At 41.4% G+C, this 26,083-nt stretch carries 28 protein-coding genes and 1 pseudogene; 8 read left to right on the top strand and 21 right to left on the bottom strand.

Features of this window, described 5'->3' with window-relative positions; translation table 11 throughout:
- Nucleotides 1-62: 62 nt before the first annotated feature.
- Nucleotides 63-1,550: a cadherin-like beta sandwich domain-containing protein gene (locus AC2YHV_RS04505; protein ID WP_487372695.1), complete on the bottom strand. Its 1,488-nt coding sequence runs from the start codon at nt 1,548-1,550 to the stop codon at nt 63-65.
- A gap of 308 nt (nt 1,551-1,858) precedes the next feature.
- Here AC2YHV_RS04505 and AC2YHV_RS04500 point away from each other — a divergent pair, with 308 nt between their 5' ends.
- The gene (locus AC2YHV_RS04500; protein ID WP_411739427.1) at nt 1,859-3,493 is read left to right on the top strand and encodes a copper resistance CopC/CopD family protein; all 1,635 of its coding nucleotides are present in this window, start codon (nt 1,859-1,861) and stop codon (nt 3,491-3,493) included.
- Between the two features lie 17 nt (nt 3,494-3,510).
- The gene (locus tag AC2YHV_RS04495) at nt 3,511-4,173 is read left to right on the top strand and encodes a YcnI family copper-binding membrane protein (RefSeq protein ID WP_057278512.1); all 663 of its coding nucleotides are present in this window, start codon (nt 3,511-3,513) and stop codon (nt 4,171-4,173) included.
- 49 nt (nt 4,174-4,222) lie between these two features.
- Here the strand turns inward: AC2YHV_RS04495 and AC2YHV_RS04490 are convergent, their stop codons facing one another.
- The 5 genes and pseudogenes from AC2YHV_RS04490 to AC2YHV_RS04470 all read right to left on the bottom strand — a co-directional run bounded on the left by AC2YHV_RS04490 (nt 4,223) and on the right by AC2YHV_RS04470 (nt 8,651).
- Nucleotides 4,223-5,218 carry a S8 family peptidase gene (locus tag AC2YHV_RS04490; RefSeq protein WP_057278511.1) on the bottom strand — a complete coding sequence of 332 codons (996 nt, stop codon included), beginning with the start codon at nt 5,216-5,218 and terminating at the stop codon, nt 4,223-4,225.
- Nucleotides 5,219-5,541: 323 nt separating this feature from the next.
- Nucleotides 5,542-5,619 (bottom strand): annotated as a pseudogene (locus AC2YHV_RS04485) (SEC-C metal-binding domain-containing protein); the annotation flags it as partial.
- A gap of 625 nt (nt 5,620-6,244) precedes the next feature.
- The gene (locus tag AC2YHV_RS04480; RefSeq protein WP_487372694.1) at nt 6,245-6,814 is read right to left on the bottom strand and encodes a nitroreductase family protein; all 570 of its coding nucleotides are present in this window, start codon (nt 6,812-6,814) and stop codon (nt 6,245-6,247) included.
- An 11-nt stretch (nt 6,815-6,825) separates the two neighbouring features.
- The gene (locus tag AC2YHV_RS04475; protein ID WP_048686182.1) at nt 6,826-7,998 is read right to left on the bottom strand and encodes a toxic anion resistance protein; all 1,173 of its coding nucleotides are present in this window, start codon (nt 7,996-7,998) and stop codon (nt 6,826-6,828) included.
- Complete coding sequence (locus tag AC2YHV_RS04470; protein WP_034306048.1) at nt 7,995-8,651, bottom strand: 5-bromo-4-chloroindolyl phosphate hydrolysis family protein; 657 nt, start codon at nt 8,649-8,651, stop codon at nt 7,995-7,997. Before AC2YHV_RS04470 ends, AC2YHV_RS04475 begins: the two co-directional genes overlap by 4 nt.
- A 354-nt stretch (nt 8,652-9,005) precedes the next feature.
- Here AC2YHV_RS04470 and AC2YHV_RS04465 point away from each other — a divergent pair, with 354 nt between their 5' ends.
- Complete coding sequence (locus tag AC2YHV_RS04465) at nt 9,006-9,338, top strand: coiled-coil domain-containing protein (protein ID WP_106027559.1); 333 nt, start codon at nt 9,006-9,008, stop codon at nt 9,336-9,338.
- Between the two features lie 104 nt (nt 9,339-9,442).
- On the opposite strand, the gene AC2YHV_RS04460 is transcribed toward AC2YHV_RS04465, so the two are convergent.
- The 4 genes from AC2YHV_RS04460 to AC2YHV_RS04445 form a co-directional block, all read right to left on the bottom strand.
- Entirely contained in the window at nt 9,443-9,679 is a 237-nt protein-coding gene (locus AC2YHV_RS04460; RefSeq protein ID WP_487372693.1) for a hypothetical protein, read from the bottom strand.
- 114 nt (nt 9,680-9,793) lie between these two features.
- The gene (locus AC2YHV_RS04455; RefSeq protein WP_048680546.1) at nt 9,794-10,021 is read right to left on the bottom strand and encodes a hypothetical protein; all 228 of its coding nucleotides are present in this window, start codon (nt 10,019-10,021) and stop codon (nt 9,794-9,796) included.
- Nucleotides 10,022-10,066: 45 nt separating this feature from the next.
- Nucleotides 10,067-11,344 (bottom strand): ammonium transporter, encoded by a 1,278-nt coding sequence (locus AC2YHV_RS04450; RefSeq protein ID WP_230134467.1) that lies wholly within the window; start codon nt 11,342-11,344, stop codon nt 10,067-10,069.
- Nucleotides 11,341-11,745 carry a hypothetical protein gene (locus AC2YHV_RS04445; RefSeq protein WP_487372692.1) on the bottom strand — a complete coding sequence of 135 codons (405 nt, stop codon included), beginning with the start codon at nt 11,743-11,745 and terminating at the stop codon, nt 11,341-11,343. The genes AC2YHV_RS04450 and AC2YHV_RS04445 overlap by 4 nt, the downstream gene beginning before the upstream one ends.
- A gap of 273 nt (nt 11,746-12,018) precedes the next feature.
- Here AC2YHV_RS04445 and AC2YHV_RS04440 point away from each other — a divergent pair, with 273 nt between their 5' ends.
- The 4 genes from AC2YHV_RS04440 (at nt 12,019) to AC2YHV_RS04425 (ending at nt 15,008) form a co-directional block, all read left to right on the top strand.
- Nucleotides 12,019-12,222 carry a DUF1657 domain-containing protein gene (locus tag AC2YHV_RS04440; protein WP_057278507.1) on the top strand — a complete coding sequence of 68 codons (204 nt, stop codon included), beginning with the start codon at nt 12,019-12,021 and terminating at the stop codon, nt 12,220-12,222.
- A 470-nt stretch (nt 12,223-12,692) separates the two neighbouring features.
- Nucleotides 12,693-13,712, top strand: a complete 1,020-nt coding sequence (gene spoVAD / locus AC2YHV_RS04435) for a stage V sporulation protein AD (RefSeq protein ID WP_487372691.1) — start codon at nt 12,693-12,695, stop codon at nt 13,710-13,712.
- 204 nt (nt 13,713-13,916) lie between these two features.
- The gene (locus tag AC2YHV_RS04430; protein WP_057278504.1) at nt 13,917-14,123 is read left to right on the top strand and encodes a DUF1657 domain-containing protein; all 207 of its coding nucleotides are present in this window, start codon (nt 13,917-13,919) and stop codon (nt 14,121-14,123) included.
- A 24-nt stretch (nt 14,124-14,147) separates the two neighbouring features.
- Complete coding sequence (locus tag AC2YHV_RS04425) at nt 14,148-15,008, top strand: DUF421 domain-containing protein (protein ID WP_487372690.1); 861 nt, start codon at nt 14,148-14,150, stop codon at nt 15,006-15,008.
- A gap of 8 nt (nt 15,009-15,016) precedes the next feature.
- Here AC2YHV_RS04425 and AC2YHV_RS04420 read toward each other — a convergent pair whose 3' ends face one another.
- Together AC2YHV_RS04420 and rlmD are read right to left on the bottom strand one after the other, a co-directional pair.
- Nucleotides 15,017-15,565: a YitT family protein gene (locus AC2YHV_RS04420; protein WP_487372689.1), complete on the bottom strand. Its 549-nt coding sequence runs from the start codon at nt 15,563-15,565 to the stop codon at nt 15,017-15,019.
- Nucleotides 15,566-16,016: 451 nt separating this feature from the next.
- On the bottom strand, nt 16,017-17,387 hold the full coding sequence (rlmD, locus tag AC2YHV_RS04415; RefSeq protein WP_487372688.1) for a 23S rRNA (uracil(1939)-C(5))-methyltransferase RlmD: 1,371 nt from the start codon (nt 17,385-17,387) through the stop codon (nt 16,017-16,019).
- A 189-nt stretch (nt 17,388-17,576) separates the two neighbouring features.
- Here rlmD and AC2YHV_RS04410 point away from each other — a divergent pair, with 189 nt between their 5' ends.
- Nucleotides 17,577-17,795: a hypothetical protein gene (locus AC2YHV_RS04410; protein ID WP_034306063.1), complete on the top strand. Its 219-nt coding sequence runs from the start codon at nt 17,577-17,579 to the stop codon at nt 17,793-17,795.
- Nucleotides 17,796-17,839: 44 nt separating this feature from the next.
- Here the strand turns inward: AC2YHV_RS04410 and AC2YHV_RS04405 are convergent, their stop codons facing one another.
- The 9 genes from AC2YHV_RS04405 to gatC form a co-directional block, all read right to left on the bottom strand.
- Nucleotides 17,840-18,415 carry a GNAT family N-acetyltransferase gene (locus AC2YHV_RS04405; protein ID WP_063577517.1) on the bottom strand — a complete coding sequence of 192 codons (576 nt, stop codon included), beginning with the start codon at nt 18,413-18,415 and terminating at the stop codon, nt 17,840-17,842.
- Nucleotides 18,416-18,476: 61 nt separating this feature from the next.
- Nucleotides 18,477-19,391, bottom strand: coding sequence for a diacylglycerol kinase (locus AC2YHV_RS04400; RefSeq protein ID WP_034306067.1), 915 nt, complete (start codon nt 19,389-19,391; stop codon nt 18,477-18,479).
- Between the two features lie 180 nt (nt 19,392-19,571).
- Entirely contained in the window at nt 19,572-20,498 is a 927-nt protein-coding gene (locus tag AC2YHV_RS04395) for a hypothetical protein (protein WP_487372687.1), read from the bottom strand.
- Complete coding sequence (locus tag AC2YHV_RS04390) at nt 20,495-21,565, bottom strand: hypothetical protein (RefSeq protein WP_487372686.1); 1,071 nt, start codon at nt 21,563-21,565, stop codon at nt 20,495-20,497. Before AC2YHV_RS04390 ends, AC2YHV_RS04395 begins: the two co-directional genes overlap by 4 nt.
- Entirely contained in the window at nt 21,558-22,025 is a 468-nt protein-coding gene (locus tag AC2YHV_RS04385; protein ID WP_187050405.1) for a hypothetical protein, read from the bottom strand. The genes AC2YHV_RS04390 and AC2YHV_RS04385 overlap by 8 nt, the downstream gene beginning before the upstream one ends.
- Entirely contained in the window at nt 22,022-22,564 is a 543-nt protein-coding gene (locus AC2YHV_RS04380; protein ID WP_487372685.1) for an RNA polymerase sigma factor, read from the bottom strand. Before AC2YHV_RS04380 ends, AC2YHV_RS04385 begins: the two co-directional genes overlap by 4 nt.
- 153 nt (nt 22,565-22,717) lie before the next feature.
- A complete protein-coding gene (gene gatB / locus AC2YHV_RS04375) occupies nt 22,718-24,145 on the bottom strand; it encodes an Asp-tRNA(Asn)/Glu-tRNA(Gln) amidotransferase subunit GatB (protein WP_034306078.1) in 1,428 nt (475 codons plus the stop codon).
- A 12-nt stretch (nt 24,146-24,157) separates the two neighbouring features.
- Entirely contained in the window at nt 24,158-25,618 is a 1,461-nt protein-coding gene (gatA, locus tag AC2YHV_RS04370; RefSeq protein WP_487372684.1) for an Asp-tRNA(Asn)/Glu-tRNA(Gln) amidotransferase subunit GatA, read from the bottom strand.
- A 12-nt stretch (nt 25,619-25,630) separates the two neighbouring features.
- Nucleotides 25,631-25,921 carry an Asp-tRNA(Asn)/Glu-tRNA(Gln) amidotransferase subunit GatC gene (gene gatC / locus AC2YHV_RS04365; RefSeq protein WP_063577522.1) on the bottom strand — a complete coding sequence of 97 codons (291 nt, stop codon included), beginning with the start codon at nt 25,919-25,921 and terminating at the stop codon, nt 25,631-25,633.
- Nucleotides 25,922-26,083: the final 162 nt, after the last annotated feature.

Genomic DNA, 26,083 nt, shown 5'->3' with positions numbered 1-26,083 from the left:
ATGAACTTCGAGGACAAGCCTGAACCTTGTCCTTTTTTTGCAGGATTCAAAACCATCCTATTTTACCAGAGAGTGAAGAATTCCTTTATATTCCCAAAGAATGAAACTGTCTCAACAGGTTGTTTCCCATTAGTCTGGCCTCCTGGATCATTGGATGTTTCGCTCTCCGTCGTACCAGCTGTACTCGTTTGCGCTGCCTCAACTTCCACCTCTTTTGTTTTGACATCATCCACGGTTTCTTCCTCATCCATTTCAACATCCATGTCCTTTTCGAAAACAAGGACGTAAGTACGACGCTCCCCATCCTTTGAAACGGTAACGGAAATGGCCGTTTTTGCTTTATCCTTGATCTTCACTTTTGCACTGCTCGCACCGTCATATTCAATCGTTGCTCCGCTGGCATTTGTCGTTGCATTCAATTCGACTGAAGAAATATCATTATCCACCTCTATATGATAGGTATGCTCATTAGATTCAAAAGATTTGTTCCATACGCCGGATGATACCGTCAGGCTGTTCAACACTGGTCCATTATTGCCTTCCTCGCCTAAAGAATCTGCGGACGTTACTTTCTCAATAGAATCCATTTTCACTTTTTGTGCTGAAATACTTTCAATTTGCTGTGCATTCGTTACTTCACTGACACCACTGCTTGGCTTTTGATTATTGGAGGATTCCGCTGATGTTAAAGATGTTTTACTCCCCTTATCCGAGGATTCTGCTGATGATAAAGAAGATTTATTCCCCTTACCCGTGGAAGGTTGGGCTTTACTCGTTCCTGTTGAGGGGGCCTTTTGAACTTCATCCTCTTTTGGAGCAGCTTTCGATTCCGTTTCCTTTGCTGCGGCTGCAGCCCGTGTAATCGTGAGTGTATATGTTTTTTCATCACCATTTTCCGCTGTAACGGTTATCTTCACCGTTGTCTTACCGACTGGAAGGGTAACCTTTACACCTGCACTGGTTGCATCCTTTCCATTTACCTTTACAATTGCCTTACTGTCACTCAATGTCGGAGTTACCGTAACCGACTGGACTTCATTTTCAACTGAAGCATGATAAGCTGTCACCTTAGAATCGAATGTTAATGAGCCTTTTGATAATCCAATCGATGTTAAAAGGTTATCATCACTTTCATGTTTTTCGACCTTGAGAGTATAGGTAACGGTTTCATTTTCCCCATCGCTGACGGTGATTACAAACGTATTCATGCCAGTTTGAAGAGTTAAATCCTTCAATTTACCATCCGTCATTTTGACACCATTCACATATATGGCTGCATTCTCGTTAGGGCTTGCTGCAAGCAAGGTGATCTTTTCCACATCATTCCCCACTGTTGAACTATAGTCGTGTACGTCTTCTGTAAACTTTTGATCCAGTTCTATACCCTCTATCTCTAGCTTTAAAAGACTATTTACCGTTTGTGCCTCTTCCAAAATGACAGAAGTGCCTTCCGCAGCTTCTGTCGCTGGCATATAAGTGGATGTTCCCATCCCTACAAGGGAACCAACCAAGATTACCTTCACACTTGTTTCTTTTAATCCCTTCTTCATCAAAACCTATCCCTCCAAATTCCTTAAACATGATAGGCTCAGATTACTAAAGGAACCTTAATTATTTCTTAATGGAGTTTATATCAAAAGGAGGATGCCTATTTGGTATAAACTTTATGCAAAGTGGAATTCCCACCACTTATTTATGGCTATACTGGAATGGAAGGCAAAACTAAAACTTATTGTTCTCATTTTCTAGCGAACCTCTTAAACTGCCTTTAGATAACTAAATTATTTTCACTGTTTTTTCACATTTTCCTTTTATAATGGGCTTACATAATCGGATGAAAGGATGATGGCACACCAAGATGAAAAAATATTTATGGCTGATAGTCAGCCTATTCAGTTTGCTTTTATACCCGGCAATGGCTTCTGGGCATGCTACAGTAATCAGCTCTAATCCTAGCCCGAATGAAGCGATGGATACTCTTCCTGAAAAGATCACCATTCAATTCAGCGAGAATATACAACCAGCTTTTCATTCGCTTGAGGTATTCAGCCAAGATGGAGACAAAATTCAAACTCAAGACAGTACAATCTCTGAACAGAGTGAAAAAATACTGGAAGCTAAGTGGAAGGGCACGATCGATGAAGGGATTTACTATATTAAATGGAGAGTGGTTTCGAGTGATGGCCATCCTATTGAAGGAACTATCCCCTTTCAATTCGGAGATTCGGCAGGCCTATCAGATCAAAATAAATCCGAAGTGAATGAAAGTTTTCCGAATTCCATCAACGTTATTCTGCAAAGTCTACAATACATATGCTTCGCTGCCCTTACCGGAATCCTTTTTTTCAGATTATCGCTAATGAAGGATTCCCGACTTTTTGAAGCCAGCAGAAGAACCCGTCTATACCTTTGGCTTTCATATGCTGGTTTAGCATTTTCCATCTTCTGCAGCCTGCCTTTAAGAGTTACGATCGATGCTGGCGTAGGTTGGACCGATGCATTTAATGTTAGTTATATAAAGGAAGTATTGAATGCTACAAACTTTGGGACGATCTGGATCTTGGAAATTCTAATATTGCTCCTTCTATTTTTAGTAATTTATTTCATGCTCGAGAACTCAATGAATAAATCACTACCTTTCATTTCATTCATCATAATTGCCAGCTTGATGATTTGTAAGGCATTCACCGGACATACAGCAGCCGTTCCTAATCAGGCTCTGGCCGTTTTGATGGATTTCCTTCATTTATTTTCCATGGCTTTATGGCTCGGCGGCCTTATGGCCATATTGGTGATTTTGCCTGGGCTTGCAGATCGGCAGGCAGTCCAACAAGATAAGAAAACCTTTTACTGGTCGATCATTCAAAGGTTTTCCAAATGGGCATTTCTGTTTGTAATCATCCTGATTATTAGCGGAATATATAGCAGTTTACAGCATGTGCCAACTATCCATTCAATGTTTAACACAACATATGGCCAATTGTTACTAGCGAAAATCGGTCTCATGTTAATCATGATCGTTTTAGGCGGCTTTCATTTTCTCAGAGGGAAAAAGCAAACGAAAAAACTTGGTTATAGTGTGGGAATGGAGTTTGGTTTAGGAATCGTCATCCTTCTCGTTGCAGCTTTATTAACAAATGTCCAAACTGCCATGTCTTCTCCGGGCCCCATTGAAAAAACGTTACGGACTGATGAAAATAACGAGGTTACATTAATGGTGACGCCCAATGAAGTCGGGGATAACATGATTCAAGTAAATCTATCCAATGAAGGCAAGCCAATTGCTGAAATAGAGCAGCTTACGATCACGATGCAGCCATTGGATACGCCACGCGGTGAAATAAAGCTGCAAATGAAGGAGAAAAACACAGGGACATTTACATCAAAGTCTATATTAACCATGCCAGGAAAGTGGAATATCCATGTTCATGGATTGACTGAAAGCCTGGATTCAATCAATGCTGATTTTATAATTTTCATAGGGAATTCATAATAGGAGGGATTTATAAAATGAAAAACATTTCAAAGCTACTTATTTTTACATTTGCTGCATTATTCATTTTTTCCGGTTCAGCATATGCTCACGTTTCGGTCAAGCCAAGTTCATCTGCACCTGAGGCGTGGGAAACTTATACAATTAAAGTACCCGTTGAAAAAGAAACTGCCACTACAAAGGTGACTTTAAAAGTACCTGAAGGGGTTACTTTTGAAAGCTATCAGCCTGTACCGGGATGGAAAGTAACGACAGAAGGTGACAAAGATGGGCATGTAAAAACGGTAACTTGGGCAGCAACTGACAAAGGAATAGCTGCTGGACAATTCCAGCAATTCTCTTTCGTAGCACAAAATCCTAAAGAAGAAACGAAAGTTGCCTGGGATGCATTTCAATATTACGAAGATGGTGAAATCGTTGAATGGAGCGGTGAAGAAGGCTCAGACCTACCGCATTCTGTAACGGAAATCACGGTTGCACCCAAGGCTGATGCTGAACCTGCGGACCATGGTCACGAAGATGAAGCTGACACTAATGATTCCACGACACCTGACAATTCAAAGGATGCAGCAACAACAGAAGGTGATGGCAACCAAACGCTGATCATTACCCTGGCTGTCATATCATTAATTCTTTCCATTGTCGCCCTTTTTGCAGCTCTAAGGAAAAATAAAAAATAATCATTATGGAAGGTGCCCCAAAAATTTCCTGGGGCACCTTTTTTCTCTACTATTCCATGACCACCGATTTACTCGGTAACTTTAGATTTTCTGATTCTATCGTAATCTTAATCGATTTTTCAGCTCTTTGTTCCGTAATCGTTAAGTTAAGCAGTCCATTTCCCTGCGCTTTTTTGCTTATTCCCAGATCTTCCGTACTTTTCACCAGCTGTGCATATAATTCCGCTTCAGTTAAATTGCGCTCAAATTCTTTTTCAGCAATCACTTTCAAGAGAGCTGCCGCACCGCTTACATGAGGCGTAGCCATTGAAGTTCCGCTCAACCTGGCATATTTATTTCCTGGATACGTAGAGAGAATATCAACCCCTGGCGCCACCAAGTCAATTTCATCATTTGTATTTGAAAAATCCGCTAAATTTCTGCTTAAATCCACAGCCCCCACTTCCACTACCTCGGGATATGCTCCTGGATAATCCAATTCATCCGTTTCATGACGCCCATCACCGCTATTTCCAGCTGCACAAACAACAAGGATATCGTTCTGAAGGGCCTTTTGAATGAGTTTGTGTTCAGTCTCATCGGGAGGTCCGCCAAGCGAAAGTGAAATAACCGAAACCTTTTCTTCATTTGGCCCCCGCCAATTGATGGCATACTCTAGAGCACCATTAATCCAATCAATGTCGCCTTGTCCTTGACCATTCAGGGCCTTTAACGCTAATATGCTTGCCTTCGGAGCCACTCCCACTACACCAGCATTATTAATGGCAGCAACAACCGTACCGCTAACATGTGTCCCATGTCCGTTATCATCTTGATAATCCCCGGTATTGGTAAAATCCTTCCCGCCAATGATTCTTTCCTTGAGGTCTGGATGTCCCTTGTCTATGCCTGTATCGATGACGGCAACTACCACGCCCTCACCATAACTGCTTTTTTCCCAAATTGCCGGTGCTTTCACAAGCTCGACACCCTCAGGAATCTTCTCTTTCACCGTTTCCATCACTTCAAGAACTTTGTAAGGTATTAATCTTTTTTCTCTTGTCATTTGATTACCCCTTCCTTCGTTCAATAAGTTAAACTGCCATCAGTGTAGGGATTTTCATCCCGTCTGGTTGCCGTCTACCGTTGAAAGAGATGAGATCAAAAAACTCTTCTCTCTTATATATACCAGATTTATGAAAATAAAAAAGAAGTTTTCGGAAAATTCCGTCTAAATAACTAGTTTTTATTTCTTTTTGTGTTATTATCTGGTACTCATATTATAGAACAAATGTTCGTTTTATGCTACATTTTTTTCTCATTTTTTTCCCAAGCACGACTTTTCCAATAAAAAAGAAGCGACTCCGAATCGAGTCAGCTTCCAAGATGTTAAGCTGCACCGCAGCATTTTTTGTATTTTTTCCCGCTTCCGCAAGGACAAGGCTCATTTCTGCCAATGACCGGTTCTGCATGAACATGCGGCATTTTAGCTGCCTTTGCACTTTCCGTGATAATTTGCGTGCCTTTTTCCTTCATTTGCTGATACCGCTGTTTAAATAACTCCATTACATCTTTACTGTACTTCAGCGTATCTTCCGCGATATCCATCGCCTTTTGCTTCGAAATATTATAATCCTCCAGGACGAATTGATTATCCCCGAAAGAAACCCTCACTCCAAAATGCTGTCCCGCCTGTTTATTGCCTTTAAGCTCCTCAACGAATTCAAGGTATACTTCCTGGCAATCACAAGTCTGATGCATGCAATAATAATCATATATCCAATACGATTTATCTTCGTATTTACTTTTTAAAGCAATGCCATCCTCAACGCCAAATACATCCAAATATTTTATCGCTTTTCCATCGAGTATCTCAAATGGATCAATCGTTCTCATCTATAGACACATCCTAATTCATCAAAATTTATTCTTCCTTTGTATTGTACAACCTAATTCACCAATCGTCACTTGAAACGAAGCCTGACAATGTCAAATCCCTTTCAGTAAAAGCATAATTAAAGAAGCCTTATTGAAGGCAATAAAAAAAGCTGCATCAGTGTCTATAAACTGATGCAGCCCCTAATCCTAATCCTCATCCGATCCATGTGGTCAATTCCTCAATCGGTGTTTTCTTAGCAGGTTTCGGCTCCATGTCAGGATAACCCAAGTATATGAAAGCCAATACCTCTCCCTTAGAGGATAAATTGAAAAATTCACGGACTTTGTCATGATAAGTTATTTTCCCCGTTCTCCATATTGCTCCCAAACCTAGAGAATGTGCTGCAAGTAGCATATTTTGGATGGCACTGTTCACAGCCGCATATTCTTCTGCGACGAGGACATTATTCTTATCACTAGGCTCTATGCCCACCGCGATGATGACTGGAGCCCTTAATGGATTCTTTTTTTGCCTTTCGAGCTTGCTGATTAAACTTTCAGGGGTATCATCAGCATTTTCGATTCTTGTTATTTCTTCGAATACCTGCCCAAGTTTATTTCTTCCTTCCCCTGTCAAAACAAAAAAACGCCAAGGCTCCGTCCGATGATGATTAGGTGCATATGTTCCGGCTTCAATGATTTGCTCGATCATTTCTTTAGGAACCGGATCTTGCTTAACGATTCCGATGCTTCTTCTCGTTTTTATAGCCTCGATAGTCTCCATGTTATCTCCCCTTATCCCTTTATCTCTAATAGTTTCTGTTTCAGTTCATTTTCCATTGACGCCAATTCCTGTTCAGCTTGACGGCGTTTATGCCTGCCTTCTTCTTGGATCCGCATGGTCTCCTCAAGCGTGGATATCAAGTTAGCTTGAGTTTTCTTTAATGTTTCGATATCGACAAGTCCGCGCTCATTTTCTTTTGCGGTTTCAATGGTATTCGTTTTCAGCATCTCGGAGTTCTTCAATAATAAGTCATTTGTAGTCTTGGAAACCTGTTTTTGGGCTTCTACAGCATGCCTTTGCCTGATTAGGGTCAGTGCAATCGCAACCTGGTTTTTCCAAAGTGGGATGGCTGTCATGATCGAAGATTGGATTTTTTCGACTAGTGCCTGATTCGTGTTTTGGATCAGCCTGATCTGCGGTGCGCTTTGAATCGTGATTTCACGGCTCAACTTCAAATCATGAAGCCTTTTATCCAACCGTTCAGCAAATTGCAGCATATCATTTACTTCTTGAAACTTCATTTGATCATTACTTGATTCAGCGGACTTCCTTAGCTCCGGAATCGTTTTCTCATGGATTTCTTCGAGCTTGATTTCCCCAGCTGCAATATAGACATTCAATGCCTGGAAATATTCCTTATTCGTTTCATATAGCTTTTCGAGAATTACGATATCCGATAACAGGATATTCTTGCTCCGATCGAGTTTTACGCTGATTCGGTCAATTTGGGCACCGGTTTTTTGATACTTGGATAGCACCTCCTGTACAGATCCCGAGAGCTTCCCGAACATACGCGCAAAAAATGAGGGCTTATCCGGTTTTAACTCATCCGGGCTGAGTTCGTTTAACTTTTTCATTAAATCATTGATAATGCTGCCCACTTCACCCACATCTTTTTTCTGGACATGCTCAAGCATGGAATTAGAAAAGGTCAGGAGCTTTGATTGGGCGGGTGTACCATAGGATATCATTGCCTGATGATTCGTTGGGTCGATTTGTTCGGCAAGCTGATAAGCTTTTGCCCTGTTCTCTTCAGGAATGACATCAATCAGTTTAACCGGTTTCGCTTCCTGGGAAGATACTTTCTCAAGCTCCTGCACCCCATCAAATGGATTGGCTAAAAGGTCATCGATCAAACTGGCGTTATTCGTTTTATTCAACAGGTTTGGATCATTGTTATTCATTTTAACCTCCTGCTTTCATCAATTACTTGTGACTCTTTTCTAGTTTTAATGGATTGCTTAGCAACATCCAATTCGAAGTTAAGGTCATCGATATCATCGGCAATCACTTTATATAAATCCTTTTCTATCGTATTAGTAAGTTCCTTTAAAGTTTTACGAGTCTCCGTTAAGGAAAGTTCAAGTTCCCTATTCTTTTTTGGCTGCTGTGCTAGAAAAACATATTTCTCCGCAAGCTCCATGGCAGAATCCAGATGCGAGTAATAAAACTGTTCCGCTTGATAAAACCGCTTCGGTTCTTTTTTTGTCAGACTGTATATTTTCCTGATCATTTTAATCATCTCTTTCCTCTGTTTAAAAGAAGAGATATGCCTGACCGAGATTAGTGCTTTTTGCACCCTCCATATCTTCGGTTTTGCTTCGATTAAATTTTTCTTTATATATTGATATTCTTTTCTCGTCAATTCATGTTTTTTGAGGTATCTTGATGAAAAATATACGGAACTCAGCCAGTATGCAAGTACCCCTCCTGCTAAAGATATGACAACGGACAGGGCAAACGGTTGATTCAATACGAAATAGCTAATCATCCAAACCGGCAAAACCATTGGAAATGCAATCAATATTGGAACAAAATCAGCAACAAATCGATTCATTATCATTACACTCCTGACTTACACTCTTTTCTTTATATACGGATTATCCTTGGAATTGGTTTCAAGATGAAAAAAAGAATTTCTCCTACCCTAAACGATATAGGAACCGGATCGTTTCTGCAAATTTATTGAAATTTTTTCTGTGAATTCCCTCTTCTTCCCATTCATATGGGCTAACGCCTAGTCACTTCACCGGAACTGACATAAGTTATAGGGTATCCATCCTGATTTTAAAAAGGAGAGTTGACCATGAATTCATACGGATTTTATCCTTATCCACAACAAAACGGAAATCATCAGTACTTTGAACCAAATTTTAACCCATACTTCCAACAGCCTGAACGATTTGATTATATGCCACAGCAAGATTGGAACTTTCAGCAGGTACAAGAAAATCCATATAGCCAGGTGCCAGACCAATTCGATATTGAAAGGCAGCCTCAACAACTTGAAAGAAGAATCCGGGAACTTGAGCGTCAAAACGAGCGTCAAACGAGGGAACTCACTCGGCAGAATCAAGAAATCACGCGGATAAATCGTGAAGTGAACCGCATTAACCAGGAAATCACCAGGCTAAGTCAAGCGGACCAGCGACATACGAATAGGTTAAACAGACTGAATCAAAGACTTCGGGCCGTGGAAAGAAACCTTAACATCCCCTTCACCGCAACAGATGATGGTTTTTAATGAAGGAAATAGCAGGAGCTCATTGTGAGCTCCCGCTTTTTGCTTTGAGATTTAATCAAACGATTGATTAATCTTTAAAGGTTCACCAAACCCCTTGTCCAGGGTTACAAAGCTTTACGATTTTCACTATTTGTCATATACACAATTGTTTTCGCCGCCTTAAATATGAATCCTGCTACTTGCTTTAAAAAAGTAGTTACACAATACTGATCTGCAGAATAAAAAATAGGAATCTGCCATATTCCCGCAGAATTCATCAAGTTATTTATAAGAAAATGGCTGTTTTCACATACTTTGTTACTATTTACCAAGTAGGGAGGTGTGGTTGATTTCCCCTCCAAGATGCTCGCTCCAATCAACCTTAGATAGTTTCGTTTTAAAAACAACAACCTTTACGAAAAGAGCCAAGAAAATAAAAGAGCAGGAGTCATATTTACACTCCTGCTCATTCTAATTTACAACATGATTCGTTTCAACTTTTCGTTTCTAGATTCCTGTTCCTCCTGGGTAGACAAGTCATACTTCTTCAATAGATGAAAAAGTTCATTCAATGTTTCCTGCGAATTCCCTTTTTCAAGATATCGATCTAATGTTTGACTCAATTGTGTTGGTAAAAATGCCTTTTGGCTCTCAAATTTCAGCCTGACATCTTGCTGCGAATGATTAAGATTGCATACACCCATTTAAAAATTCACCTCTTACTTGATTTTACCATTGTATTATAGACATTATCTTGTCAATTCTTCATCCTGCTTATAGTATTCCTCTACCTTGATGAATTCCGGCGAGGTATGTGTGGCCATGATGCCATGATAACTGATATCCAACCCAAGTTCTTCTTCTTCTTCAGTCGATCTTATCGGCAGCCAAACATTTATAACTTTAAAAACAAGCCAAGTCACTGAAAAGCCCCAGATGCATAACACCACTAATCCTAATATTTGAACTCCGAGCAAATGCCATCCTCCGCCGGCAAACAATCCGTTTTCAGTGGAGAAAAGCCCTACCGCTAGCGTCCCCCACATTCCTGATGCCGCATGAACAGGAAAGGCACCGACCGGATCATCGATTTTCCGGGCTTCCAACCAATTTGTCGCAGCTAACATCAACATTCCAGAAACTGCTCCAATCAGCAACGCCGCCAGATCACTAACGAATGCACATCCAGCTGTAATCCCGACAAGACCAGCAAGTGAGCCATTGATGACGGAAGGTGCATCCGAGCGTCCATATCTAAACAGTGTATAAAGCAGGGTAACCGCTCCCCCTGATGCCGCTGAGAGCATCGTGACAATGGCAATATGTCCAATTCGGACATCTGTAGCTTGCAAGGTGCTTCCTGCATTAAATCCAAACCAGCCAAACCATAAAAGGAATGCCCCGACAGATGCCAAGGGGAGATTACTCGGCAGCGAAATGGAGCTGGTCCCCCTTGAAGTGAATTTACCTGCTCTCGGCCCGATAACAATGGCAGCCGCAAGTGCTGAAAAACCGCCTAGTGCATGAATGACAGCAGACCCTGCGAAGTCCTGCATGCCCATCCTACTTAACCATCCGCCACCCCATACCCAGTGACCGGCAATCGGATAGATGAATGCTGTCATCATTACGACAAAAATAAGATACGCCCGAAAATTGATCCTTTCCGCAACTGCTCCCGAAACGATGGAAATGACGGCGATGACGAATGCCCCTTGAAATAACCAATATGCATCCATGGAAATCGTAAGGTCGATGTGCGACAAATCACCTTTCAGCAGAAAGCCACTTGCCCCGATGATTCCAAATACATCCTTTCCATACATTAAGCCAAAACCAACGACGAAATAGCAAAGCGTTCCGATCGTAATATCGGCAAAAACCTTCATGATGATGTTCACATTATTTTTCGTACGGACGAACCCTGCCTCCAATAAGGCAAACCCGCCCTCCATCAATAGTATCATGGCTGCTGTAAGAACCACCCAAATCGTATCCAAGCCAGCATTTAACGTTTCTAGAGTCATCTCGGCGTTCCCTCCGCTTTCTGCCAGGCCATTATTTCTTTAATGATGTCTGATGGTAAATTCATTTCCCTTTTTTCTGGTTCAGCCTCAAGTAAACCGATCACCTCATCTAAAAAAGCGACCCGCTGTTTTATTCTCTCGATTTGTTTATATCTATCTTTCACATTCACCAAATGTTCAACCGCCTGGTGATGACTTGGGGCACGCCCTGTAAAAAAACGTTTAAATGGTGACAGTGATTGATACCAAGCTTCCTCAGCTCGTCGTTTTTGCTCATATTTATGAATTTTACCTTTGATCGATTCAATTTCCGACTCCTGTTTGCTTTTGTGGAATAGCAGTCCTTTCATCACTTCTTCAGATGAAATTTCAATAATAACCCTACTATATAAATCGTCCATAATATAAATGTCATATCACCTCACGTAACAACGTTATGTTTTCTACAATTATATTTAAAATTCTGAATTCGGTCAATGATTAAACAATAAAAACGAGTCGCACAACGAAAAAGGAGGATTAAAACAATGAATTCTGCTTGTTTCCATTCCATTAATCAAACGTTTGATTAATGGAAGAAGCTAAGCGATTTCAATCATGGATATATTTAGAAGGTATGGATATTCAATTTTTCCTCACTCTAATAAGGCAGTTAAAAACTAGGGGGTTCATATATGACAGTTATAAACGATGTCAAAACAACTATAGCAGGGTTAAAAAGCGCTCAAGCGAGCTTTGAAACTTTCGCCCTTTCAACAGATAATGAGCAAGCCAAACAATTGTACCAACAAGCTGCCCAACAAACACAAACGATTGTCGACAGCATCACTCCTCGCATAGAAGAGATTCAAAACGAGGAACCTCAATATAAACAATGATCATCCATATAAAAAAGGTTGGTTAAAGCAACCAGCCTTTTTTATATCTTTCCATAACCAAGAACAAAATCTTTAAGCCAATCACAAACTACCAAAGGGTTACATACCTGACTTGAACTGCGGATGAAAGAGCTGTAATTCTTAAATTATGATCGACTACAACTTCAGAATCATCGTAGAAGATCGTTTTGAGAATTACGATTGTCCTGGACTTCAGAAAGACTTTTAACGCCGAATGATGTGATACAAGGATGTTAAATGATAAAAAGTAAAAGCTGACTGCTTTATCTCCGGATTTTGTTTGACCGAATTGGCCGCTTTGTTCCTTTCAGGTTGCGGTGATACTGCAGCCATTGAACTCCGGGCCAAAGGTTTCGTGGCTGTACTATATTCAAATTGGCTGAAGGATTTTTATGTTATTCCTTTGTTTAATCTTACTGACAATACTCATACAATGGGGTGGTTTAATAATGCTTACGGGGCATCGCACATGGGTGTTTGATCAAAAGCCTGTCATCGTCTCCACTGGAACCGTTGGCGGTCCATTTGAAGCAGACGGTTTGCTTGCGGATGATTTCGATCTTCTCCATTCCGATTTATGGATCAATCAAGATACCTATGAAAAAGCACATAAAGTCTTATTGGAGGAAGCGAGTACAAAAGCAATCGAGAAGGCGGGTCTTCAAAAGGAACAGATACAATTTTTCCTAGGAGGCGACCTAATCAATCAAATAACCCCTACCAGTTTTGCCTGTCGAACACTAGGAACACCTTATCTCGGCTTATTTGGCGCCTGCTCCACCTCCATGGAGGGACTGGCTCTTGGTGCATACCTTGTCAACACAAAAGGGGCAGAGTACTTATTGACAGGAGCATCAAGCCATAACGCTGCAGTGGAAAAGCAATTTCGCTATCCAACTGAATACGGAGGGCAAAAACCTCCGACAGCCCAATGGACCGTTACGGGGGCAGGAGTGGCTTTATTAAGCAATGCCGGGGAAGGCCCAAGGGTCACTTCAGCTACGATAGGCCGTGTCATCGACATGGGATTGACCGATCCTTTCAATATGGGAGGTGCCATGGCTCCGGCCGCTGTAGATACGATTGAAGCACATCTCAGAGAAAGAAACCTCGACCCATCCTATTATGATTTGATAGTGACTGGGGATTTAGGAAAGATTGGACATGAAGTTTCTTTGGCAATATTTAAAAAACATGGCACGCCGATTAAAGAAGAGCAATATAAAGATTGCGGTTTAATGATATACAGGGATGGTCAACCGGTCCTGGCCGGGGCAAGTGGCCCTGGATGCTCCGCAACCGTCGTTTATGGTCATTTATTAAATCGCATGAAAAAAGGAGAAATTAAACGATTGCTCGTCGTGGCTACCGGTGCCTTGCTATCTCCCCTATCCTTTCAACAAAGTGAGACGATTCCATGCATCGCCCATGCCGTATCGATTGAATATGACGGAGAAGCACAAAACTAAGGGTTGATGTTTGAACATACACCTGCTCATATTGGATGGATATTCTTGGCTGCGGAGATTGTTTCTGTAGCGTTAGCGGATGTGGAAAAGAATCGATTGATCGGTTGTTGCCGCTGGCATGCTGGAAGCAACCAGTGCCTGGATAACAGCTACTCATGGTTCCGAGTCATTATTATAGACCTAAAAAGATAAGGAGGTTGCTGCATGACGATAGCTTCCAATGTCAAACAATGTGTCTCCAGCCTAAAAGGAATTGAAGCAGGCTTATCCAGCTTAGCACTCAGGACTCAAGATGATGAATCTAAACGGATTTTGCACGAAACGATGCTGGTGGTTAATGAAGTTAGGAAGGACGTACAGAAGCGCGTGGGCGAGTTAGAACGGGAGGAACCACAATATAAAGGTTTTTAATGATCAAGCAGGAGGTGATTGGTAATGCCGGGTTGGTTAGAAATTGTTTTGCGTTCATTTTTCTTTTTAATTGTTCTTTTTTTAATCACTAAAGTGTTAGGAAAAAAACAATTGTCCCAGCTCTCCTTTTTTGAATATGTAACGGGCATAACCATCGGTAATGTTGGGGCAGAATTAGCTACAAAAGTGGAGGGCAATATTATACATGGCGTCCTGTCCATTCTTGTTTTTGCCATAGCACCTTTCATTGCAGGATTAATATCCTTAAAAAGTAAAACATTCCGTGATCTTGTGGAAGGAAAAGCATCGGTTTTCATCAAAGATGGGAAAGTCATGGAAGATAATTTAAAAAAAGAGAAATATACCATCGATGAATTGCTGGGATTGCTCCGAAAAAAGGATGTCTTTGATATTTCTGAAGTTGAGTTTGCCTTATTGGAAGCCGACGGGGATTTTTCCGTAATGTTAAAGAAGCAAAATCAACCTGTAACACCTAAGGACCTTAACATGCCAGTGGCTGCAGTAAAGGAGCCACAAACCATAATCATGGATGGCAGTATACTTGATGAACCACTTTCCACGATTGGTCTGAACCGAAATTGGCTTCTTACTGAACTGGATAAGTTGGGGGTAATCCTCGATAATGTTTTTCTTGGTCAGGCCAATTCTAATGGAGAATTAACTGTGGACCTTTTTGATGATAAACTTAAAGTTCCTTCTCCTCAAGAAAAACCTCTTTTGCTCGCGACCTTGAAGAAATGCCAAGCGGACTTGGAGTTATTTGCACTTGGAACTGAATCAAAAGAAGCTAAAGAGATGTTTGGCAAAAATAGCGAGAAGCTTCAAAAGGCAATAGATAACGTAATCCATATCTTAAGGAACTGATTATATATTCATTCCCTCACTTTCATAAGCGATGTGACCAGTCCAATGATCACGATCGTCACACATGAAAAAAGAAAAATTTCGATACCTAAGGTGAATGCTGCAGCTGAAATGATTAATGTATCTATGACGATAATCGCCAAAGCAATATCCATGGAGGTGGATTTTGAGATGATTTTGGCTAGCATATCCGTCCCCCCGCTGCTTGTCTCATATCGAAGCATGAGTCCTATGCCCATCCCTATGATGACACCGCCAATCAAGGAGCTTGCCAGTATTGAAATGGAAAAAACCTTTTTCAATGGATTAAGCCAATCCATAAAAAGGGATGTCAAAAGCAATCCGTGAACGCTGCTATAGAAAAAAGGGCGTTCATAATACCAGGCATATAAGAATATAGGAATGCTAAGGACCAACATGGATAGTCCCGTTTGAAAACTAAAGAAATAATGAAGGATGAGTGCAATCCCAATTACGCCCCCATCTATTAAATGATGAGGAACCAAAAATCCATTTATTCCAATGCCCACCAAAATGCTACCAACAATGACAGCCACCGCTTTTTGAAAATTAATAAAATCACCTTGCCTCCCAATCCATATATTTCTTAATATATGTCCAAGTCAGAGCGTCAAGAATAATCATGCAAAAAAAAAATCCCCTCCCTTTTCTTCAATTTAACTACGTGAAAAAGGTCCCGGTCATTTAGACCGGGACCAACAGTTCGTTGACAAAGGGGTTCGGGAACCTATCTTTCTTCAAATATTCTCCCGAAACAACCTGACCCAAAGCAGCCCTGCAACTCCTTTAGGCATGGCTCCTTTCTAACTGTTGTAACTAAGTTGTTTTGGAGAGACTCCTGCGGGAAAAGCGCGACTAGTGAAACCCCTCAGGCGCATGCCGAGGGACGACCGCCCGCAGAGAGCAAGTGTGTGGATCGGAAGTCAATCCATATTGTACAAACATAAAAAATGCGGGCCCAGTCAATTAGACCGGGCCCACATTCAATCATTTCAACTCTAATAACACTACATTTTCAACATGTGTCGTCATTGGGAACATATCGACAGGCTGGATATCAACTGCTTTATATCCGCCTTCTTCCAAGATATGAAGATCACGCGCTAGAGTTCCTGGGTTGCATGATACGTATACGACTTTATTAGGCTTCATCTCGATGATCGTATTCAGAAGGGATTCTTCACAACCTTTGCGTGGCGGATCCACCACGATGACATCAGCAGTGTTGCCCTTTTGATACCATTCAGCAATAACGTTACCTGCATCGCCGACCATGAATTCTGCATTTGAGATTTCATTCAATTCAGCGTTGCGCCGTGCGTCTTCGATCGCTTCTTCGACCACTTCGACACCGATTACTTTTTTCGCTTTTTTAGCTAAAAATAATGAGATGGTCCCAATGCCGCAATAGGCATCTATCACCGTTTCTTCGCCAGTCAGCCCTGCATAGTCAAGAGCTTTATCATAAAGGACTTTCGTTTGATCCGGATTGATTTGGTAGAAAGATTTTGCTGATATCGCAAATTTCACATCACCGATCATATCATGGATCACTTCGTCGCCCCATAGCACAGTCATTTTATCGCCTAAGATAACATTCGTTTTCTTGGAATTCACGTTTTGAACGATGGATTTAACTTGTGGAAGACGTTCAACGATTTCCTTCACGATGGTTTCGATGAAAGGGATACTTTTCGTTCTAGTAACAAGAACAATCATTAATTCCCCTGTTTGTTTGCCATAACGGGCCATGATGTGCCGCAATACACCTTTATGTGCCTCTTCATTGTAAGCGGGGATACCAAGTTTACTGAAAATCTCTTTAACGACTTGAACGGCTTCATTAATCAATTCATTTTGGATAATGCTTTCTTTCGTTTCAACGATTTCATGTGTCCGCGGTTTGAAGAACCCTGCTATTAGCTTGCCATCCTTTTCACCAACAGGCACTTGCGCTTTATTGCGATAATGGGTTGGATTCTCCATCCCGATGATCGGGTGAACCTTCACATCCTCAAGTTTCCCAATGCGTGTCATCACTTCACGTACTTGCTTTTCCTTGAATTCCAACTGTCCTTCATAGCTCATATGCTGCAGCTGACAACCACCGTACTTATGGTAGTCTTCAGTCGTGACCTCAACCCGGTATGGACTGTTTTCGATAATCTCCATCAAGCGTCCGAAGCCATAACCCTTATTAGCCTTCATTACTTTGATTTTTGCTTTTTCACCTGGAAGGGCGCCCTGAACAAAGATCGGGTAGCCATCGACTTTAGCGACGCCAGCTCCTTCATGTGTTAAATCTTCAAATAAAACCTCTACTATATCATTTTTAGCAACTGGTGCTGTTTTTTTCATATCATCTTCTCTTTTCTTTTTTATGCTAGCCTGTATTTTACCACAATAGAGGCCTTGCCACAAAACCACTCACCAATTTACCCTGGTTTTCATAAAAATATAGTGGAAGGAATTACGGATTTTTCATAGTTCCATGAATAAAAGTTCAATAAAAAAAGAAAAATAAGGAAAAACAAAAGAGGTGAGGAAATGGGTTTATTTAACTCTATATCGGCCTGGAATGCTACAAGGATAGAAAAACATCGAGCGAGTATGGAGGAAAAAGGCCTCTGTCCGGATTGTTACGGACGTGGATACAGCTCCTTCGTACCTACGGAATATCATTTTTCCGATATACACGACTGTCCCGGCTGTAATGGCACCGGAGCTTACGCTGATTGGGCAGCCATGAATGGGCAGCAAATGTAATCGCATACAATGCCAAACTTCAAAGAACTAAAAAGGACCCCCTGTTAAACAGGAGGTTCTTCTATTTCCTTTACCATATAGCGAAATTCATGGCCGCTAATCGAAATGGTTTTCATTTCTATATATCCTAATCTGCCATAGAGACGATTCGCTGCTACATTTTCATTTTCAACGACTAAAGAAATTCTTGGATACCCCTTATTTTTAGCGTATTCCTCCACATATTGAATCAGTGCACTGCCAATTCCTCTTCCTTGAAAATTCGGGTCGACGGACACGGTATCCAAATAAAAGTCTCTCATTTCCGCTTCCTTATCGAGCGTAACGCTTGGGTCTTTCATTTTCATCCTTAATTGTTTCACTATCGGTTCATCCAAGCTTTCGGCATCCTTGCCATGGTAAGCAATGATCAATCCAGATACTTGTCCATCATGTTCACTGACAAGCGTATTTTCATAGCTGACCCGATTCCCACTTTTCCTGAACAAGTCGGCAAGAACGGAAAGTATTCTTTCTTCTTCCGTTTCACCTGTCAAAACCTCTGCAATTTCCTTAATCGCTAACCGGGTCAATATGGCTGCCTTGTCCGCATCCTCCGGTGTCGCTTTCCTGATATACATGTTGCAATTCTCCTTGCTTCATTAAACTGAAAAGGCCACCAGATTCAGTGGCCTTTTCACCTTATTTATTTGCCGGATCATCCGGCAGTAGTCCTTGCGGGATGAATACATCAAAATGGCGGTACTGATTGACGAATTCAGCTGGGGCCATCCCGCCAAATTCCCCATCCAAATTAAGCATCATATCCTTTTTGGCCTGTACTTTAATTCGATTGGCTTTTTCATAAATGACATTTTTATCATGGATATGCTCACCGCGCATTGCCAATGTTGCGACACGGACAATATCAGCCAGGTTTGCCTTTTTTAAAATAAGCAACGTGAACATACCATCATTCAAAGAGGCGTCAGGGGCCAGTTTCTCGAAGCCCCCGACCGAATTCGTGTTAGCCACCAAGAAAAGCATGATCTCCCCTTCAAAAAGCTTTCCATCATATTCAATAGAAACTTCCGTCGGCTTAATTGAAGGAAGCATTTCAATTCCTTTAATATAGTACGCTAGCTGACCGAGCATCGTTTTCAGCTTGATCGGCACGTCGTAGGTCAATTCGGTCAATCTGCCCCCGCCAGCAATATTGATAAAATACTTATCGTTCATTTTCCCGATATCGATCGGCATCGTATGCCCGCCGGCAATAATTTCGGCTGCCCCTTCGATCGACTTCGGTAAATGCAGCGCCCGGGCGAAATCATTGGTCGTTCCCGTCGGGATGATTCCTAGTTTCGGACGTTTCTCTGCAGTGGCCAGTCCATTAACAACCTCATAAATCGTACCGTCGCCCCCTGCTGCAATAACTACCTCATAGCCGCGTTCAATCGCTATCTTTGCCGCTTTCGTCGCATCCCCAGCACCAGTCGTCGCATGTGCAGAAGCTTCATAACCAGCTTCTTCAAGCTTCGCTAGCACACCTGGCAGGCTCTTCTTAATGGCTTCCCGGCCCGAAGTCGGGTTGTAAATCAACCTTGCTCTTTTCATTTCCCATCATCCTTATACATATTGATTCCATAATTTACATCTTAATCCTTCATTACATGAAAAGCAATATTCGAAAAAAAGAGGACCGTATTTCGGTCCATATCTTTTACATTTTACTAGAAATCTTATCAGGGAAAATTATAATGCTTTTTACAATTTTATTCTAGTAAATGATTTCAATCATGGATATTGAACGTTCACGTTAAATGTATCGGTAACCGTTAAAGTATGTTTCCCATCACCATTATTGAATATCCCATTCTTTTTTACAATGCCTTCATCACTTGTTCCTTTTTTCACTTCAGTCATCTTCCAGCCACTCTCGGGGCCTTCAAGTTCCTCTACCCCTCTAGCATCTATCTTGATATCACTATTATCCTGAAGGACTACACTTAGATTTCCGCTGTCCTTTACACTCCAGTCATTCAAGAGCTTTCTAGGCTTCAAGACAAGATCGGTACTTTGACCGTCTATCTCCACTGCCAACTCAGCAGGGATTATAAGGGTTGCCTTAAGATTCCTTGTACCACTGTCCAAAAGTCCATTTTGACTCGGTAAATCCTTGAAGCTAATATAAAGAGTATCACCATTTCTTTCAACAAGTAAATAATCTTCCGCATTGTTCAACAATGAATCATCATCTTCCATTACCCGCTCACCATATGTTCCAAAAACGGAAACTTCTTCGTCCTTACCACTTTCAATTGTCAATGGGTATGAACCAGTGTCCAGGACAACTCTCTGTATGCCCTTTCCTGCCTTTTGATTGAAACCAGGCAAATTGACCGTTTTCTCTTCACTATTAACGGCAGCCCTAACTTGATCCAACAATCCGCTGGATGTAAGCAGAATTAAAACTATTCCCGTCGTTCCAAGCAATCCAACGAAAAGAATGCTAAGAATATCATATTTTACAAAAGAACTTTCTTTTCTGGAAAAATAAATATAGAAGAGAATCTCTGTACCCAAGATCATGAACAGCAACGGCCACCATGATAGCAGAATCGTCGTCAAATTCATATCCAAAATTTGGGTAACGAGTAAAACAAAACCCAAACCAACCAGGGAGATCCCCATTGAAATCGTTCCGACTCTCCATGTTCTCATTTTGTCTCCTCCTTGACGCTCCCTTTTTTACTTCCCGACAGCAATTTGATTCCTCCGCCTATTAGAAGGATGCATACAAGGCCTTTTTGAAAATAATCCCTAAACCAATATTCCAAGTTGCTTCCAATCCATTCATCTAAATGGGGAGCGATGGCTGGGACGATCATATTACTGGCCAAGAAATAGATTCCAATTCCCACCAGACCCAATCCTAACCATTTTTGATGATTGACCATTCCCGAAATGATGGGCGTATCTTCTACTGGCCCCTCCTCCATTTTTGATGCTTTTTGCAATCCATCAAAAAAACTATAAAACCAGATAATCGGAATAAGGAAGAAGAAGAAACCCAACCGGAGTAAATCCAGTATGTAAATGGCGAATAAAAAGCCGGCCATCAATTGTATCCCGCGTTTTTGCAGCCCCAAATATAAGTGACCTGCACCAGGGAAAATAGCGAATAAAGTCGCGACCGCTTTACTCTTCTTCCCGGATTCCCGTCTCTCCTCGAAATCTTCCAAAACGGTCCGATCGATAAGCTCCTCACCTCTTTGCTTTTTATTCAGCTGTTGAACAGAATCAAAAAAGCTGTAAATCCAGATAACAGGCAATAGTGCCATGAATATTAACAGGCCTTCCATTTGTGTCATCACACTGATGAATATCACCATGATGCCAAAGCCTAAAAAGCTGATGAGAAAAATGAGCCCACGGTTCATGAGGCCAAGCTGAAAATGCCCTAACCCAGGAACGAATGAAAGGATGATTACATAAAACCTTTCCGCTTCCGGCGGATTTGCCATTCCCTCTTCATTCTCTTCACTTTTAGGATTCCTCAGTGAGGTGACCACCAAATCAAATATACTGATGAAATAAAACACCATTCCAATAACGGAAAATGCCAGAAACGCATCCGATTGACTGATTAACGAAAGAAAAAGACCTCCAAGCCCCAATCCAGCTGTGGCAAGAAAATAAAATAGCCCTTTATATTGCCTTCCTAGGTAAAAATGTCCGAAACCTGGCAGAAAGGATAATAAAAAAGCTAATACCGGACTTTTATTCATTTCTAAACCCCTCCTTATTTTTCTTTTCGATTGTATCCATCCAAGTAAATGTTTTATCAATAAGGTCCTCGGTCAAGGACTGCGTTTTCTTATCACTGCTTGATTCCACAGAATCCACGTATTCTGTCAATGATTGAAATACCCCGCCTGCCATTAATAAAATCGTAAATCCGGCCGCAATCAGGTAATGTCTTGTGATTGTCCGAAGTGACTTCTCTTTTCGATGTGGCCAAGACTCTTCAACAGAGCCGCCTTTCAATCGGCTAATAGAGTCCATGACTGGACCTGCAATATCAAATCCTTCAAGGTCAAGACTTGTTTCTTCTTTTTCCATCGCTTCCATATAGACGGACAAACACTTGTCACAGGAGTATAGATGATTTTCATATTCAATTTTTAAAGCCTCTGGTATTTCATCTGCCAAATATGCAACCCATTGTGCCTCTGAAACATGATTCATGAAAAATCCTCCTCTTTCCAATGTTTTCTCATCCAATTTCTTGCCCGGTATAGCTTTACTTCCACAGATTTCACTTGAATCTGATGTTCCTCTGCAATTTGCTTGAATGTCTTTTCCTTTATGTAATAGCCATATACAACGTCTCGATATCCCTCTGGAAGGTCATTCAGCTTCCGTAATACTTGCTTTCGCCTTTCATTCCGAAAAAATACTGCCTCGACATCATCCGTTAAGCCCAAATTAACTTCCGATGAATGTTCGTCCTGTAATTCTTCCTTTTGGCGTTCCCTCTTTCTCTTTAGATCGATTGCATGATTGACGGCAATTCGGGTAATCCAAGTTTTGAAGCCTTGGTTCTTATATTGAGGAAGAGAAGTGTAGATTTTGATAAAGACTTCCTGGGTAACATCTTCTGCATCCTTTTGATTCCGCAAGACGGAATAGACGGTTCTATAAATCGTCTGTTTATAATTTTCAATCAACATTCGGAATGCATGATCATTCCCAGCCCTTACCTTCTCAACTAACTCATCGGACACTTCTCTTCCCCCTTTCCTGATAAACATTCATGTAATAGACGACACAAAAAGGAGTTACCCCTACAGATAACTCAAAATTATTTTTCCGCTTATTATTTTTCTCAGCCTTAGTCAAGAGAAAACCGTACCACTTTAAAAGTGATACGGTCAACATTAACGTTTATTGATTTCTTCCACCAAAATTTTATTAACAAGTTGTGGATTGGCTTGTCCTTTTGTCGCTTTCATAATCTGCCCGACAAGGAAGCCGATTGCCTTTTGTTTACCGGCTTTAAAATCTTCAATGGATTGCGGGTTATTATTCAATGCTTCTTCAACGGCTGTACGCAATGCGCCTTCGTCGGAAATTTGGACTAGTCCCTTCTCCTTGACGATCGTTTCAGCATCCCCGCCGTTTTCAATCAATTCTTTGAAAACCTTTTTAGCGATTTTAGACGAAATCGTGCCATCTTCAATCAGCTTGATCATTCCAGCCAATGATTCAGCAGTCAATTTGACATCATGCAGCTCTTTGCCTTCTGCATTCAAGAAAGCGGAAACCTCACCCATGATCCAGTTAGATGCTAGTTTTGCATCGGCACCTGAAGCAACTGTCGCTTCAAAGAAATCCGCACTTTCTTTCGTTACCGTTAAAACGGCTGCATCATATTCAGGTAAGCCAAATTCTTCGACATAGCGTTTTTTCCGGGCATCTGGAAGTTCCGGAATTTCGGCAGCGATACGAGCTTTCCATTCTTCATCAATATGGATCGTCAATAAGTCCGGTTCCGGGAAATAACGGTAATCATCGGAGCCTTCCTTAATTCGCATTAGTACGGTTCTGCCTGTAGCTTCGTCGAACCGGCGAGTTTCCTGTTCGATTATGCCGCCTTCATTCAAGATTTCCGCTTGGCGGATTTCTTCATGCTCCAACCCTTTGCGAACGAAGTTGAATGAATTCAAGTTTTTCAATTCGGTTTTCGTACCGAACTCCTTTTGACCAACAGGTTTCAAGGAAATGTTAGCATCACAACGGAGTGAGCCTTCTTCCATTTTACAATCGGAAACGCCCGTGTATTGAATGATGGATTTCAGCTTTTCCAAATAAGCATACGCTTCTTCCGGGGAAGTGATATCCGGTTCGGATACGATTTCAACAAGAGGCGTACCTTGGCGGTTATAATCGCAAAGCGAATAGTTCCCTTTATGTGTCAGCTTTCCAGCATCCTCTTCCATATGAATGCGGGTAATGCCAATTTTCTTTTTCTTGCCGCCCACTTCGATTTCAATCCAACCATGTTCACCGATCGGTTGATCGAACTGTGAAATTTGGTATGCTTTAGGATTGTCCGGGTAAAAATAGTTTTTCCGGTCGAATTTCGTAACTTCCGCCACTTCGCAATTCAGGGCAATTGCAGCCTTCATTGCAAAATCAACAGCCTTTTTATTGACGACAGGCAATACACCTGGGTAGCCTAGGTCAATTACAGTCGTGTTACTATTTGGAGCGGCACCAAAATGATTTGGGCTCGCTGAGAAAATTTTAGAATCCGTTTTTAATTCTACGTGTACTTCTAGACCAATCACCGTTTCAAAGTCCATTATTTTCACCCCTTACAGCTTAGGAAATTGTTTATGAAAATCTGTTGCTTGCTCAAATGCGTGAGCCGCGCGGTAAATCGTGCTTTCATCAAAATGCTTCCCAATCATTTGCAGTCCAAGCGGAAGACCATTCGCTGCGAATCCACATGGCACGGATATACCCGGTACGCCAGCAAGATTGACTGGAATCGTCAGGATATCATTCGCATACATCGTTAATGGATCGTCGACTTTTTCACCAATTTTAAATGCAGGCGTAGGTGTAGTCGGCCCAACGATGACATCATATTTTTCAAAGACATCTTCAAAGTCTTTTTTGATTAATGTACGTACTTTTTGAGCCTTTTTATAATAAGCATCATAATAACCGGAACTTAAGGAGAACGTTCCAAGCATGATACGGCGTTTCACTTCGTCACCGAATCCTTCTGCACGGGTTTGCTTATACATTTCTATAAGAGTTTCTGCATTATCTGTCCGGTGTCCGTAACGTACACCGTCAAAACGTGAAAGGTTAGCCGAAGCTTCCGATGAAGATAGCAAATAATAGGCAGCTAAAGCATATTTGGAATGCGGCAAGGAAACCTCTTCCCATTGAGCTCCAAGACCCTCTAATACTTTTAATGCTTCAAGTACGGAATTACGCGCTTCTTCACCAACGCCTTCACCAAGGTATTCTTTAGGCACAGCTATTTTCAATCCTCTAACATCGCCTGTTAATGAATTCACAAAATTCGGCACGTCAACATTAGCAGAGGTCGAATCCATTGGGTCTACTCCTGAGATCGCTTCAAGCAAATAAGCGTTATCTTCAACAGTTCTTGTAACAGGTCCGATTTGGTCCAATGAAGACGCAAATGCTACAAGGCCGAATCGGGAAACCCGTCCATATGTAGGTTTTAAGCCGACGACTCCACAATATGCCGCTGGTTGGCGGATCGATCCACCCGTATCGGAACCTAAAGAGAATAGGACTTCACCGGAAGCGACAGATGCAGCTGAACCACCCGAAGAACCGCCTGGCACATATTCCGTATTCCAAGGGTTGCGTGTTGCTTGAAATGCGGAGTTCTCATTGGAAGAACCCATCGCAAACTCATCCATATTCAATTTACCGATCGTAACCGTTTCTGCCTTCTGTAGCTTTTGAACAACGGTTGCATCATAGATTGGATCAAAGTTCTCCAAAATTTTGCTCGCGCAAGTCGTACGTAAATTTTTAGTGACAATATTATCCTTCACTCCGATTGGCATACCAAATAAAGCGCCTTCGTTCTCGCCTTTTACCAATTGATCATCCAAACGTTTTGCTTGATTGCGGGCGTTTTCTTCATCAAGTGTCAAAAATGCCTTCACCTTGACCTCTACCTGTCCGATTCGCTTATACGATTCGTCCACAAGATCAGTGACACTTATCTCTTTCTTATGTAATCGTTCATGAAGCTCAGAAACCTTTTGTTCGAACAACGACATCATTGTCCCTCCTTATTCAATTATTGATGGTACACGGATATATCCTTCTTTGCTATCCGGTGCATTTTTAACTACTTCTTCCACTGGCAATCCTGGTTTTGCGACATCTTCGCGCATAACATTCTTCATATCCAAAACGTGAGAAGTCGGGTTTACTTGATCCGTATCAAGCTCATTCAACTGCTCCGCGAATGAAATCATTTGGTCAAGCTGATGCTGAAACTGTTTTGCTTCTTCTTCCGTAATGGCCAATCGGGCCAAATGGGCAACGTGTTTAACTTGTTCCATAGTAATACGTGACATTCTCTTCACCTCCGAAAAAATATCCAAATCGACTGAATTTCGTCGCTTTTCTCCATATAATCATCGTTTAAATCATATCAAACTATTGCACAGTAAAGCAACAAGAGATACAATGTCGAAATTCAATTATTTCATAAGGAAAAAGAGATATTTTCCGGGAAA

The organism is Peribacillus sp. SRI_006 (genome assembly GCF_057586375.1).
The sequence above is the reverse complement of the archived record's forward strand: the minus strand, read 5'-3'. Positions and strand labels throughout refer to the sequence as shown.